The sequence below is a fragment of the Actinoplanes sp. DH11 genome, from assembly GCF_020873875.1.
Classification (GTDB): Bacteria; Actinomycetota; Actinomycetes; order Mycobacteriales; family Micromonosporaceae; genus Actinoplanes.
This window is the reverse complement of the sequence record NZ_JAHWGU010000002.1, coordinates 378,330-391,659: the sequence shown is the minus strand read 5'-3', so window position 1 is coordinate 391,659 and position 13,330 is coordinate 378,330. Positions and strand designations below refer to the sequence as shown.

Here is a 13,330-nt window from a genome sequence, read left to right as displayed (position 1 = left end):
CGCAGGCACTTAGGCGATGACCACCGATACGCGATCGACCTGCCGGGCCGCACGCTGGGCGCCCATCGTGCCGACTGGAGAGCTTGAATGAGTCATGACCTTTGCCCGCCGACCCGCGACGCGGACGGGTATCGCGAATACGTGTCGGACCGGCTCGACGGGTGGCGTCGCACCGCGTACCAGCTCTGCGGCAACTGGCACACGGCCGAGGACCTCGTCTCCACCGCGGTGCTGAAGATCATGCGCCACTGGGCCCGGGTGTCCGCGGCCGGCAATCCCGACGCCTATGTGCGGCGCATCCTGGTCCGCACCCTGCTCGACGAGCGGCGTCGCGCACGGCAGGCCGAGCTGCCGGTGGAGACGGTGCCCGAGCACGCCGGCGCCCCGATCGAGATCGACACGGTGACCGACCGGCGGACCCTGGTGTCGCTGCTGACCGTGTTGCCGCCGAGCCGCCGGCGGATCCTGGTGCTGCGCTACGTCTACGACCTATCGGTGGAGGAGACCGCGGCGTACCTCGGTTGTTCCCCCGGCAACGTCAAGAGCCAGACGGCCCGCGCGTTGACCGCGCTGCGCAGTCGCCCCGGCGTCGCGGAACTGCTCGGCGGCCGGGAACTCATCGCCCGGTGACGGGCAGGGCGCGGAGCTTCTCCTCCACCTCGCGCAGCCCCGCGGCGTCCTTGCTCGCCGTTCTGAGGTCCCGGACCGCCTCGAGGTCTGCTCTCGCCGCCCGCACGTCGCCGAGCTGCTGGTGGGCTTGAGCGCGAACCCAGAGGGTCCGGCCGCGCAGCGGCGCCGCATCAGGTAGGTCCGAGCACTCCAGTGCGCTGGTGGCGACCCGCACCGCGGTCGCCCACCGGTCCAGCCGCAGATGAATCTCGGCGATCCGGCACAGCGCCCCCACCGTCGTCGCGGCCCTGATCGAGGCCCACTCGACCGGTGCGGTGACCGGACCCTGCGCCACGGTGACGACGTGCTCGAAGACTTGGATCGCCTCGTCGAGGCGATCCAAGCCCTGCAAGGCGATGCCTTGGCCGATCAGAGCCTGTGCGTGTCCGATCCAGTCGTCGGTCTCGGAGAAGAAGCCGACCGACTCCTGTGCCGCGGCCAACTGCTCCTCACCGGGCCGTTTCAGTGCCCCGAGTGCCCATGCGCGGTAATCACGCGCCCAGCCCATCTGGCTGAGGTCGCCGGCCCTGCGAGCAAGGCGGAATGCCTCGTCGGCATGGCGAAGTGCGGCCTCGTGGTCCACCAGGCAGACGAGCTCGGTCCAGGCGAGATATCCGAGGTGAGTCGCCTGGAGCCGGTCGTCGCCCAGCAGCCGGGCGGCTTCGGTGGACAGAGCGAAGACGTCGTGCCAGCGGTGCCAGTGCGGCCATCGGTCGGAGTACCAGTGCAGCGACTCGGCGACGTCGACCACCAGCTGGTGCTCCCCGGCCCGAGCGGCCTCGGTCAGGGCGGCGAACCAGGAGTCGCCCTCGGCCTGCAGCCAGGCCTCGGCCTCGTCCGCCGACTGCGCCGGGCCGGTGGCCGGCCGGTCGCCGCTGCCGGGTGCGGCGGGCTCGAACCACCGGCCGGCCCCGACGGTGGCCGTCAGCAGCCACTGCCGCCATCGCTGTTCAGCCGCGCGGATCTCCGCCGGCGACTCCTCCTGGCGCAGGCGCGACTCGCCGTACGAGCGCAGCAGGTCATGGCAGCGGAACCGGCCGGTGGACGTCTGGTCCAGCAAGCTCAGCTCGGCCAGCTCGTCGAGCAGGTCCGCCGTGTCGTCGGCCGGTTGCCCGACGAGCACGGCGGCTGCTTCCGTGCTCGTCGTGGCGCCGGCTGCGATCGGCAACCGGCGGAAGAGGCGCCGGGCCGCCGGGGACAGCTGGTGGTACGACACCGCGAACGCGGCGCCGACCCGCAGGTCACCCGCGGTGAGAGCGTCGAGGCGGCGATCGTCGGCGGACAACCGGGTGATGAGATCGGCCGCGGTCCAGCGGCTGCGGGTGGCCAGGCGGTTGCCGGCCACCCGGATCGCCAGCGGCACGTTCGCACACAGGTCCGCCAGTTGTCGCAGTTCGGCGGCTGCCGTCCGGCGGCCGGGCGTCAGCTGTTCGAGCAGCGCGACGGCGTCCGTCCCGCTCAGCGGGGCCAGTGGCACCCGGTCGACGCCGTCCAGGCCGCGCAGCATCCGGCGGCTGGTGGCGAGCACCGCCGCCGGGCCGTCGTCAGGTATCGCCGCGCGTAGCTGGTCCTCGTCGGCGGCGTTGTCCAGCACCACGAGGATGCGTCTGCCGACGCTGACGCGATGCCAGAGTTCGGTGGCTTCGGACAGCTGTTGCGGCACTGCCGAAGCCTGCGGGTCGACCGCCCGGATCAGCCGGGCCAGGATGCCGACCGGGCTCAGCGGATCCGGGGCGAAGCCCTGCAGGTCGATGAAGTACTGGCCGTCGGGGAACTCGCCGGTCAGCTGCCTCGCCGCCTGGACGGCCAGGGACGTCTTGCCGATTCCGGGCGGTCCGCTGATCAGAAGACACCGGCGGCGGCGTCCGGCGTCGCGGAGGCTGTCCCGGATCCTTCGCAGTTCCGCGGTCCGGCCGGTGAAGTCCGGCACGGCCCGCGGCAGCGGCAGGTCGGTGTACGTGTCGGCCCGCGGCAGACCCTTCGTGCGCCCCAAGCGTGCGGCCGCGGCCAGCGCGTGCCGGTCGCCGGCCGTCAGGCGCAGGGCGTCGGCCAGGGCAGCGACCGTGCTGGCCCGGGGCCCTCGGCTGACGCCGCGCTCCATGTCCCCGATGGCCCGATCACTGACGCCGGAGGCCTCGGAGAGCTGTTCGAGGGTCAGCCCGGCGGCCACGCGCATCCGGCGCAGCAGTGGACCGAGCGCGGCAGGGACGGCAGGCGCGGGGGGGTTCTCCACGCGTTCCATGATCACCTATCCGGCTCCGGAGGAACACGTCCTCGTGCTCACACCGGGTGACGGCGGTCTCCCGTGCAACCTTCTTGATCGGCGCCTGCGTCTTTTCCCCGCCGAAGGAGGTAGCTGAATTTGAACGCCGAGGAAGAGGACGAGTTCCGCCAGTTCGTCGCCGCCCAACTGGGGCCGCTGCGGACGCAGGCGTATCTCACCTGCGGCAACTGGCACACGGCCGAGGACGCTGTGTCCAACGCCCTGGCCAAGCTGTATCCCCGCTGGGGAAAGGTGGACCGACCCGACCTGTACGCCAGGACCATGGTGTACCGCGCAGCGATCTCGGAGGTCCGGCGCCCGTGGCGGCGGGAACGATCGGCCGGTGACGCGCTGCCCGACATCACATCGCATGACGCCACCGGCCTCACCGACGAGCAACTGCGGGTGCAGGCCGCCCTCAAGCAGGTGCCGCCCAAGCAGCGGGCTGCCCTGGTCATGCGTTTCTACCTCGGGTTGAACCTGGAGGAGACCGCGCAGGTGCTGGGCACCAGTGTCGGCACCGCGAAAAGCAATACCTCCCGGGGACTGACCCGGGTGCGTGAGTTGTTGGCTGCCGAGGACATCGACCTGACGGTCGGCGAGATAGAGGAGTTGGCGAATGCGGATGCATGACGTGCTCGAGCTGGCCCGGGCCGGAGAACCGCCGCACGGCACCACGGTGGATGACATCGTCAACCGGGGACGGCGGGTGCAGCGCACGCGCCGGGCCGCGTGGACCGGAGCCGGGGCCGCGCTCGCGGTCGCCGTCGTGGCCGCCGGGATCACCGTGCCGAACCTGTTCCCGGGCAACGGCGGGCAGCCGGCCGAGCAGCAGGTGGCCGCCCCCGCGCCGGGTCCGCAGTTCGAGATCCCGGACAATCCGTTCACCTTCACCTTCGCCGCGTTCGACGCCGGCCGCTGGCACGTGCAGGACCCGGTCGTCGCCTCCACCGCCTACCAGATCGCCTCGGTCTACCTGGACGGGCGGATCACCAACGACAAGGCCGTACCGGCGTCGGCGCTCCCGGACCCCTCGAAGCCGGGGGCCCGGAAGCAGCAGAAGACCATCGCCGCCTACCTCGTGCTGTACCGGCCGGGCGCCTTCGACCCGGCGAAGCTGCAGAACGCGAAGCAGCTCACCGTGGCCGGCCGCCCCGCCTGGCAACTCACCGGCAAGGGCGGCACCGACGACATCACCCACCGGCTGCTGGCCTGGGAATACGCCCGCGACGGCTGGGCCGTGCTGGAGTCGCACTCCAACAGCGCTGCCGACCCGTCGGACGCCGAACTGCACGCGGTCGTCGCGGCGCTGAAGCCGAGCAAGGCGGCCGCGGCCACCCTGCCGTTCCGGATGACCTACGTGCCGGCCGGTTACCAGGCCGTCGAGCTGGGATCTGGCGCGATGCCCGGCCTCACCGGCATCGCCACCGCCCGCGACGGCGAGTACGGCGGCGCGAAGTTCGCCAAGCCGGCTCCGGCCACCACCGGCCTGACCAAGCCGTTCGGCAGCGTCGCCGAAGCGGAACTGCCGGGCAGCTTCCTGGTCCACGTCGGCCGCACCGCCAACTCCGAGCAGGGCCCGGGCGACGCGACGATCACGTGCCAGAACGGCTTCTGCACGACCCACCGGATGGACGGCGAGGTCGTCGTCCAGGTGGCGAGCGAGGGCCGGCTCACTGACGCCGAGATGACCAAGATCATCGAGGGCATCGAACTGGTGGACGTCAACAAGCCCACCACCTGGGTCGACGCGGCCACCGCACTGCGCGCCGAGTTCTGACGGCGCGGCCCGGGCCCGCGGCGTCTTCCCCCGAGCACCGCGGGCCCGGCACTAGGCGATCTTCACCGATTCGCTGACCGGCTTCGTCCTGCATCGTCACACTGCCGCCCGTGTCGGGCGGGGCGGATCCGACCGGTTGCCGGACAGCCGGTCGGGACCGCCACCCGTGACCACGCGACAGGACGAACATGCAATCAGAAACGGTGATCGCCCTGGAGGGCGTCAGCCGCACCTACGGCGCCGGGCCCACCGCGGTCCGCGCTGCCGACGGCATCGACATCGGCTTCCGCCGGGGCAGCTGGACCGCGGTGATGGGGCCGTCCGGATCCGGCAAGTCCACCCTGCTGCACTGTGCCGCCGGCCTGGAACGCGTCGACGCCGGCCGGGTGATGCTCGGCGACACCGACATCACCACCCTCGACGACGACGAGCTGTCGGAGCTGCGGCGTACCCGCATCGGTTTCGTCTTCCAGAGCTTCAACCTGGTGGGCGCGCTCACCGCCGAGCAGAACGTCGCGCTACCGCTGCGGCTGGCCGGGCGCCGCCCGAAGCGCGACGAGGTACGCACCGCGCTGGCCGCCGTCGGACTGGGGGAGCGGGCCGGCCACCGGCCCCGGGAGTTGTCCGGCGGCCAGCAGCAGCGGGTGGCCATCGCCCGCGCCATGGTGACGCGTCCCGAGGTGCTGTTCGCCGACGAGCCCACCGGCGCTCTCGACACCAGCGCCGCCCGCGACGTGCTGCGACTGCTGCGAACCTCCGCCGACGACGGGCAGACGATCGTGATGGTGACGCACGATCCCGCTGCCGCCGCCCGCGCCGACGCCGTCGTGTTCCTGCGCGACGGCCGGATCGTCGACCGCCTCGCCGGCGCCGACGTGCGTGCCGTCGCGGACCGCCTCGTCGCCTTGGAGGCGTGACATGCTCCGACTGAGCTGGGCGGGTTTCCGCGAACGATGGACGCTGTTCGCCGGAGCGGTGCTGACAGTGTGCCTCGGCGTGGCGCTGGTGCAGTCGTCGCTGCTTCTCCTGATCTCGGCCGCTGCCGGCAGCGCTCCGGCCGGCGCGACAGCGCTCGCCCGCATGCGGTTCGACGCGAGCACCGAGGCGGCGGTGGCGCTGCTGGGCGTGACGCTGGGCTTCGCGGCCCTGCTCGCGGTCTTCATCATCAGCTCGACATTCGCGTTCACCGTCGAGCAGCGACGCCGGGAACTGGCGCTGCTGCGGCTGGTCGGCGGGGCGCGGCGGCAGATCCGGCGGCTGCTGCTCGCCGAGGCGACCCTGCTGGGCCTGGTGGGTTCGGCGCTTGGCGTGCCGGTCGGTGTCGGTCTGATGGCGGTACAGACCTGGCTGCTGCACCGGCTGGGCTTCGTGCCGGACGGCTTCACCGGCCGATGGCAGCTCTGGATCGTCGCCGTCTCGGTGGGCACCGGCGTGATTCTTGCCGTGGCCGGGGTGTCGCTCGCCGCCCGCCGGGCCGCCCGGGTGCGGCCGCTGGACGCGCTGCGGGAGACCGGGGAGGCGACCCGGGTGATGACCACCGCCCGGTGGCTGACCGGACTGCTGTTCCTGGCGGGTGCCCTCACCCTGATCGGGCTGTCGCCGGTGGGCGGGGCCGTCGGCGGACAGGCCATGGCGATGAACGTGTCGGTCTGCGCGGCGATCGGGCTGACCCTGCTGGGGCCGTCGCTGGTGCCGGCGGTGGCCCGGCTGATCCCGGTCCGGGCGGCGGGCGTGCTCGGCGAGCTCGCCGCGGCGAACCTGCGCGACGACCGGCGCCGCACCGCGTCCACCGCCGCACCGGTGATCGTCCTGGTCGGGTTGCTGCTCGGTCAGGCCGCCGCGTCGTCGTCGTTCACCGCCGCCGGCCGGCAGGAGCAGCAGCGGTGGATCGCCGCCGACCTGGTGATCGACGCGCCGCAGGCGCCGGGCGACCGGGTCGCCGCCACACCCGGTGTCGCCGGCGCGTCGACCGAGGTGGAGGTGCCGATCGCGTTGACCACCGGGAACGGCGACCTGGCCTACACCCGGTCCGCCACCGCCCTTCTCGTCGACCCCGTCTCCTACGTGCGGACGCACCCCGGCGCCGGTGACCTGACCGCGTTGCGGGAAGGCGCGGTGGCGGCCGGGCCCGGAGCCGACGGGTTCTCCCCGGGTGACACCGTTGGCGTACGCGTCGGTGACCGCGATCTGGGTCCGCTGCCGGTCGTCGCCGCGGTACCGCAGGCCATCGGGGGCGGCGCCACCGTGCTGCTGCCGGCCGAGGTGGTGCCGGAGGAGCAGCTGGCCGGCGTGCCGTCGCACACCTTCGTGCAACTGGCGCCCGGGGTGCCCCGGCAGCAGATCGTCGCCGCGCTCACCGGCGTCGGCACGGTCTCCGACCTGGACGCGTGGCTGGAGCGGGACAGCGTGGCCCGTACCGCCACCAGCACCGGTGTGTTGATCATGGTGATGGGCCTCGGCGGGTTGTACGCGCTGATCGGAGTGATCAACTCCGTCGTCGTCGCGGGGGCGACGCGGCCGCGCGAGTTCGCCTCCGTCCGCGTCACCGGGTTCACCCGCGGGCAGGTGATTCGCACGGCGGTCCTCGAATCGGTCGTGGTCACCGTGGCCGGGCTGCTTCTCGGTCTGCTGGCGGCGGCCGGGACGCTTGTCGGGGTGGCGGCCACGACCGCCGCCGTGACGGGCGCGGTCACGGTGGACGTGCCGTGGCTGCTGGTGAGCGCCGTCGTGGCCGGCACGCTGCTGGTGACCGCGGTGACCAGCACCGTGGCCACCCGGACGGCCACCCGCGAACACCCCGTCGCCGTGCTCGGCGCACGGCAGTGACAGCGGGCCCGGCGAGGCGGTGACGCGCCCTGCCGGGCCTCCGGTTTTCGTTGCTCTGCTGCAAATAGGCGATCGCCACGGATTCGCCACCGGCCTGCTGAACGGCATGGTGAGCGCAGACAGACGACCTGTCCGGGTCGTCGCCTCCGGCACATGACCGTGCCGGACGTTCCCGTCGATCCGTCAGGCGGGGCGAACTCACAGGGGGCCGGGCCCATGACTGCATCCGTGTTCATCACCATCGACGACCGCTACCGCCGCGCCGCGGTCATCACCTTGCACGGCGAGTTCGACATCAGCGGCGTGGACGCTGTCACGGAGGCGGTCGAGATCGCCGCCGGCAGCGGCAAGCGTTTCCTTCTCGTCGACCTGCACCACCTGACGTTTCTCGACATGGCCGGCACCGGCGCCCTGCTGCGGTGCCGTGCCGCCGCCGCGAGCGCCGGCGTCGACCTGCAGATCACCGGAGCGGCGGGCTTCGTCCGGCGGGTCCTCGACATCGCCGGAGTCCTGCCGCTGCTGGAACGGCCGGTGACGCGGCCCCGCGCCGACCGGACGGCGATGACGGTTCCCTTCCCCGATGCGGACACTGTGGTGCAGCGGCCGCCGGCATCGGCGATCCGGTCCCTGGTGTCCCCGGGTTGACAGCGAGCAGGCCGAGTCAGCGGCGACCACCCCGGGTCAGCAGCGACCACGCCCGGGGCAGCGGCGACTACGCCGGCAGGTGCTGCAACCTGGTCCTGGTCTGCTCGGCCCCGGTGTCGTCGTCCGCGGCCTCCTGCAGCCGCAGGATCGTCTCGAGGTCGTCCCTGGCCGCCGAGTTCTCGCCGAGGTGCTGGTAGGCCTCGGCGCGCCGCCCGAGCAGCCGGATCCGGTGCTGGAACGGGATCGGCTTCTCGTGCGGCTGCAAGGCCGTGGTGACCGCGTCCACGGCCTTCTCCCACTGCTGCAGATGCACATACACATGGGCGGCGTGCGCACGTGCCGAGATCGTCGTGAAGTACGCGATGCTGGCCCGGGGCGCCGTGTCCGGGTCCGTCACCAGGGCCAGAGCCCGCTCGATGGCTTCGAGGGCCTCCTCGTACCGGCCCAGCGCCCGCAGCACGTTGCCGAGGCCGATCAAGGCCTGCGGCAACCCCGCACGGTCACCGGCGGCGGCGAAGTGCTCGACCGACTCCCGAGCGGGCGCCAGCGCCTCCCGGTGCTGGTCCTGCGTCAGCAGCGCCCATGCCTGATACATGCGCGCCCACGCCATCTGCTGCCGGTCACCGGCCCGCCGGGCGAAGAAGAACGCGCGCTCCGCGAACCGGGCGGCGACGTCGTACTCGGCCAGGCAGAAGTTGTGTGCCCAGGAGAGATAGCCCAGGTGGGTGGCCTGCAGGCGGTCGTCGCACAGGCGGCCGGCCGCCTCGCTCGACAGCGCGAAGACCTCGTGCCAGCGACCCCAGTCCAGCCAATGATCGGAGAACCAGTGCAGCGACTCGGCGACGTCGACGACGCGCTGGTGCTCGCCGAGCTCAGCCGCCTCGGCCAGAGCGCCGAACCAGTTCTCCGCCTCCACCGCCAGCCACGCCTTGGCGGACGCCGCCGAATCGATGACGGCCAGCCGCAGCTCCGGCTGGTCCGCCGCGGCGTCGGGTTCGTACCACTGTCCCGCCACGATGGCGGTGTCGAGCAGCCAGTTACGCAGCCGTGCCCGGGCCGCCGAGACGGCGTCCGGGTCGTCGTCCTCGCGGAGTTTGAGTTCCGCGTAGAGCCGGAGCAGGTCGTGGAACTGAACCCGGTTGTTCTCCGCCTCCTGCAGCAGGCCGAGCTCGATCAGCTCGTCCAGGGCGTCCTCCGCCTCGGTGAGCGACTGCGGCTCGACGACAGCGGCGGTGGTCGCCCCGCAGGTCGAGCCGTACATCAGCGAGAGTCGCCGGAAGAGTCGCTTGCCGTCGTCCGACAGCTGGTCGTAGGACAGGGCGAACGCGGCGCCGACCCCGGACCCGCCGGCGGAGAGCACGGCCAGGCGATGTTGCTCGTCCGACATGCGGGCGAGAAGCCCACCCGCCGTCCGGTCGGGGCGGCTCGCCAGGCGGTTGCCGGCGACCCGGATCGCGAGTGGCAGGTTGGCGCAGAGCCGCGCGAGCTCGTGAAGTTCGGCCTCGTCGGCCGGACGATCGGCGGTGATCTCCGCGAGCAGCGCGACCGCCTCCTGCTCCCGCAGCGGGGACAGCACGACGCGCTCCACGCTCTCCAGCCCGCTGAGCAACCGCCGGCTGGTCACGATGACCAGGGCGGGACCGTGCGCGGGCATCGCCGCCCGAACCTGCGCCTCGTTCGCCGCGTTGTCCAGCACGATGATGATCCGCTTGTCCTTGCTGACGCTGCGCCAGGCGGCAGTGACGTCGGCCAGCCGGGGCGGGAAGCTGCCGGTACTCGGGTCGATGGCCTGGATCAGCTGCATGAGCAGGGCCTCCGGGCTCAACGGATGGTCCGCGAGCCCGTGCAGGTCGACGAAGAACTGGCCGTCCGGGAAGCGGGGTGCGAGCTGCGTCGCGGCCTGTACCGCCAGCGAGGTCTTCCCGATGCCGGGTTCCCCGTTGATCAACACGGCCGGACATGGACTGTCGACCGGCGCGCTGCCGATCCGTGCCCGGATGTGGGCCAGTTCGGCGTCGCGACCGGTGAAATCGGCGAACGGGGCAGGCAGCGGCAGCGCCTGCGCGGTGGCCGCTGAACCACGTTTGCGGCCGGCGCGGGCGGCCGCGGTAAGCGCCGACCGCTCGGCCGCCTCGATCCCGAGCGCGTCGGCGATCGCGTCGATCGTGCTCGCCCGCGGGCCCCGGCTGGCGCCGCGCTCCAGGTCACTGAGCGCGCGGTCGGTGATGCCGGCCGCGGTGGCCAGCTGCTCGAGGGTCATGTCCGCGGCCAGGCGGAGCCGGCGGAGCAAGGGCCCCAGCGCCTCGGGCTCCACCACGTCCACCTCCGTAACGAACCGAAGTCACGATCGTCCTGTGCTGATCGCTGAGCTACACCGTATTCCCACGTGGCGGGCGCGTTGAGCGCTCCCACGCGGATCACGCCGAGCGGCGTTGTGCTATTCCGGCGCAGCCGTTCACCCCACTGCCCTCGGTATAGGTACTTGTCGCCGATGGCGACGCGACCGGACCACCTGCCGCCTGCGTTTCCCGCCCCGGGCACCGCCCGGCCGTGGCGTTGACCGTTTAGGCGAGAACCACCGATACGTTCGGCCATCACCCCCTGGGACATTCGGTTGGTCCACACGGAAGGGGGCTCGAGATGAACCTCGACGGCAGAACCGTCGTCCTGACCGGCGCCACCAGCGGCATCGGGGAGGCTGCGGCCCGGTTGCTGGCGCCGCACGCCGGCACGCTGGTCATTCAGGGCCCGCAGCCGGCTTCCGAGGTCGCCGGCCTGATCAAGGAGCTCGGCGTCCATACCGAGGTTCACTACGTGGCGGCCGACTTCACGTCGTTCGAGCAGGTGCGGCGGGCCGCCGCCGAGATCCGCACGACGGTCCCGGCGATCGACGTCCTGATCAACAACGCCGGTGTGCCCGGGACCGCACACCGGCAGGTCACCGCGGACGGCAACGAGCGCACTCTGCAGGTCAACTACCTCGCGCTGACCCTGCTGACCGAGGCTCTGCTGCCGGCGATCCCGGCGGGCGGGCGGATCGTGAACGTCAGCTCCACCACGCACCGCATGGTCAGCCTCGCGCTCGACGACCTGAACCTGACGGACGGGTACGACCCCGTCCGCGCCTACGCCCAGTCCAAGCTCGCGATCCTCACCTATTCCCTGCGGTTCGCGCGGCAGGTGACCGACCGCGGCATCGACGTCGTCGCGATCAGCCCCGGTGTGATCAGCACCGGCCTGCTGCACGAGATGTTCGGATCGGGCGGGGCCCGGGTGGAACACGGCGGGCGGCGTCTCGCCGAGGCGGTCACCGCCGACGTGCCCACCGGCACCTACATCGACGACGGCGAGATCGTCGTGCCGAGCGACGAGGCACGCGATGCCTCGGCCGCGACTGCCCTCGCAGCCCGTACCGCATCACTCGTCCAGTCCTGACCGGAAAACCTTCAGTCCCACCAACAGAGGAGGAAACAAGATGGGCAAGCTCGACGGAAAGGTTGCCATCATCACCGGCGGCGCCCGGGGCATGGGTGCCGCGCACGCCCGGCGGTTCGTCGAGGAGGGCGCGAGCGTCGTCATCGCCGACGTACTCACCGACCTCGGCACCAAGCTCGCCGACGACCTGGGCGAGCGAGCGATCTTCGCCGAGCTCGACGTCCGGGACCGCGAGCGGTGGACCGACGTGGTCGCGCAGACCGTGGAACGCTTCGGCCGGGTCGACGTGCTGGTGAACAACGCCGGCATCTTCCGGCGCGAATCCATCGAGACCCACTCGCACGAACTGTGGGACGAGGTCATCGGCGTCAACCTGACCGGCATCTGGAACGGCACGAAGGCGGTCATCCCGGCCATGAAGGCGGCCGGCGGCGGATCGATCATCAACGTCTCGTCGACGGCGGGGATGACCGGGTACGCGTGGCTGCCCGCCTACACGACCTCGAAGTGGGGCATCCGCGGCCTCACCAAGACCTCCGCCCTCGACCTCGGCCAGTACGGCATCCGCGTCAACTCGGTGCACCCCGGCTTCGTCCGCACCCCGATGACCGAGGAACTCGGCGACAACACCGCCAACGTGGCGCTGCACCGGACCGCTGCCGACACCGAGCTGACCCCGCTGGTGCTCTTCCTCGCCAGCGACGACTCCGCCTTCAGCACCGGCGGCGAGTTCATCGCCGACGGCGGCGAGTCCGCCGGTCTGCCCGTGCACAACTGATCCCGGTCACCCCGCTCCACCTCGCGAAGATCCAGTTCACCCCCCGAAAGGAAGTACGACCATGAGCACCGTCCTGACCGCAAGCCCGCTGGCCGGCCGCATCGCCGTGGTGACCGGTGCGTCCAGCGGCATCGGCGAGGCAACCGCCGAGCGGCTCGCCGCGCTCGGCGCCAACGTGGCGCTGCTGGCCCGCCGCGAGGACCGCCTCAACGCGGCTGTCGCCCGGATCACCGAGCGCGGTGGCCGCGCCCTGGCCGTGCCGACCGACGTCACCGACCGGGCCGCCATGGTCCGTGCCGCCGAAGCCGTGCACGACGAGTTCGGCACCGTGGACCTGGTCTTCGCCAACGCCGGCGTCCAGCACGTCTCCCCGATCGACGACCTGACGATCGACGACTGGGACGAGCAGATCAACCTCAACATCAAGGGCGTCATGAACACCGTTCAGACGTTCGTGCACGACCTCGAGTCCGCGGCCGCCGCCGGCAAGTCCGCTGACCTGATCTTCACCTCGTCGATCGCCGCCACCCGCATCCTGGAGAAGTTCCAGGTCTACTCCGGCACGAAGGCCTACATCAGTCACCTGGCCCGGGTGCTGCGCACCGAGCTCGGCCGCAAGAAGGTGCGCGTGTCGGCCGTCGAGCCCGGCATGGTCGACACCGAGCTGCCGATGCACGTCACCGATCCGGACGCCACCGCGCTGATGGCGGACCTGATCAAGCAGATCGACGTGCTGCAGTCCGCTGACGTCGCGGAGACCGTGGCGTTCGTGGCTTCGGTTCCGAAGCACGTGAACCTCACCGAGATCACCATCCTGCCCACCGAGCAGATCATCTGAGCGGGTCGCTGGGCAGCGCTGCCGGATGCCGGTGGAGGCCGTGGGGGCGACCTCCACCGGCATCGGTGTGCCCGAACCCCCGCGGCGGGCTAACTC

11 protein-coding genes are annotated in these 13,330 nt (G+C 71.8%); 9 read left to right on the top strand and 2 right to left on the bottom strand.

What is annotated here, in order from left to right; genetic code table 11:
* The first annotated feature begins 87 nt into the window (after positions 1-87).
* Positions 88-630, top strand: coding sequence for a SigE family RNA polymerase sigma factor (locus tag LPA41_RS04705; protein WP_229068588.1), 543 nt, complete (start codon positions 88-90; stop codon positions 628-630).
* On the opposite strand, the gene LPA41_RS04700 is transcribed toward LPA41_RS04705, so the two are convergent.
* Positions 617-2,902, bottom strand: a complete 2,286-nt coding sequence (locus tag LPA41_RS04700) for a helix-turn-helix domain-containing protein (RefSeq protein WP_229068586.1) — start codon at positions 2,900-2,902, stop codon at positions 617-619. The two genes, LPA41_RS04705 and LPA41_RS04700, sit on opposite strands and share 14 nt — an antisense overlap.
* A gap of 129 nt (positions 2,903-3,031) precedes the next feature.
* Here LPA41_RS04700 and LPA41_RS04695 point away from each other — a divergent pair, with 129 nt between their 5' ends.
* The 5 genes from LPA41_RS04695 to LPA41_RS04675 all read left to right on the top strand — a co-directional run bounded on the left by LPA41_RS04695 (position 3,032) and on the right by LPA41_RS04675 (position 8,183).
* Positions 3,032-3,565: a SigE family RNA polymerase sigma factor gene (locus LPA41_RS04695; protein WP_229068584.1), complete on the top strand. Its 534-nt coding sequence runs from the start codon at positions 3,032-3,034 to the stop codon at positions 3,563-3,565.
* Positions 3,552-4,712, top strand: coding sequence for a hypothetical protein (locus tag LPA41_RS04690; RefSeq protein ID WP_229068582.1), 1,161 nt, complete (start codon positions 3,552-3,554; stop codon positions 4,710-4,712). The genes LPA41_RS04695 and LPA41_RS04690 overlap by 14 nt, the downstream gene beginning before the upstream one ends.
* Positions 4,713-4,900: 188 nt before the next feature.
* The gene (locus LPA41_RS04685) at positions 4,901-5,629 is read left to right on the top strand and encodes an ABC transporter ATP-binding protein (protein WP_229068580.1); all 729 of its coding nucleotides are present in this window, start codon (positions 4,901-4,903) and stop codon (positions 5,627-5,629) included.
* A 1-nt stretch (position 5,630) separates the two neighbouring features.
* Positions 5,631-7,538: an FtsX-like permease family protein gene (locus LPA41_RS04680; RefSeq protein WP_229068578.1), complete on the top strand. Its 1,908-nt coding sequence runs from the start codon at positions 5,631-5,633 to the stop codon at positions 7,536-7,538.
* A 216-nt stretch (positions 7,539-7,754) separates the two neighbouring features.
* Entirely contained in the window at positions 7,755-8,183 is a 429-nt protein-coding gene (locus tag LPA41_RS04675; RefSeq protein WP_229068576.1) for an STAS domain-containing protein, read from the top strand.
* 67 nt (positions 8,184-8,250) lie between these two features.
* Here LPA41_RS04675 and LPA41_RS04670 read toward each other — a convergent pair whose 3' ends face one another.
* On the bottom strand, positions 8,251-10,500 hold the full coding sequence (locus LPA41_RS04670) for a helix-turn-helix domain-containing protein (RefSeq protein ID WP_229068574.1): 2,250 nt from the start codon (positions 10,498-10,500) through the stop codon (positions 8,251-8,253).
* A gap of 323 nt (positions 10,501-10,823) precedes the next feature.
* Here LPA41_RS04670 and LPA41_RS04665 point away from each other — a divergent pair, with 323 nt between their 5' ends.
* From LPA41_RS04665 to LPA41_RS04655, 3 genes are all read left to right on the top strand, one after another.
* Entirely contained in the window at positions 10,824-11,618 is a 795-nt protein-coding gene (locus LPA41_RS04665) for an SDR family NAD(P)-dependent oxidoreductase (protein ID WP_229068573.1), read from the top strand.
* A 40-nt stretch (positions 11,619-11,658) separates the two neighbouring features.
* Positions 11,659-12,396, top strand: a complete 738-nt coding sequence (locus LPA41_RS04660; protein ID WP_229068571.1) for a glucose 1-dehydrogenase — start codon at positions 11,659-11,661, stop codon at positions 12,394-12,396.
* Between the two features lie 61 nt (positions 12,397-12,457).
* Positions 12,458-13,234 carry an SDR family oxidoreductase gene (locus LPA41_RS04655; RefSeq protein WP_229068570.1) on the top strand — a complete coding sequence of 259 codons (777 nt, stop codon included), beginning with the start codon at positions 12,458-12,460 and terminating at the stop codon, positions 13,232-13,234.
* The last annotated feature ends 96 nt before the right edge of the window (positions 13,235-13,330 follow it).

What these genes read in the sequence shown, in the direction of transcription:
- LPA41_RS04660 (WP_229068571.1), top strand. Translation starts at nt 11,659, where the DNA reads ATGGGCAAGCTCGACGGAAAGGTTGCCATCATCACCGGCGGCGCCCGG.
- LPA41_RS04665 (WP_229068573.1), top strand. Translation starts at nt 10,824, where the DNA reads ATGAACCTCGACGGCAGAACCGTCGTCCTGACCGGCGCCACCAGCGGC.
- LPA41_RS04705 (WP_229068588.1), top strand. Translation starts at nt 88, where the DNA reads ATGAGTCATGACCTTTGCCCGCCGACCCGCGACGCGGACGGGTATCGC.
- LPA41_RS04675 (WP_229068576.1), top strand. Translation starts at nt 7,755, where the DNA reads ATGACTGCATCCGTGTTCATCACCATCGACGACCGCTACCGCCGCGCC.
- LPA41_RS04685 (WP_229068580.1), top strand. Translation starts at nt 4,901, where the DNA reads ATGCAATCAGAAACGGTGATCGCCCTGGAGGGCGTCAGCCGCACCTAC.
- LPA41_RS04690 (WP_229068582.1), top strand. Translation starts at nt 3,552, where the DNA reads ATGCGGATGCATGACGTGCTCGAGCTGGCCCGGGCCGGAGAACCGCCG.
- LPA41_RS04680 (WP_229068578.1), top strand. Translation starts at nt 5,631, where the DNA reads ATGCTCCGACTGAGCTGGGCGGGTTTCCGCGAACGATGGACGCTGTTC.
- LPA41_RS04655 (WP_229068570.1), top strand. Translation starts at nt 12,458, where the DNA reads ATGAGCACCGTCCTGACCGCAAGCCCGCTGGCCGGCCGCATCGCCGTG.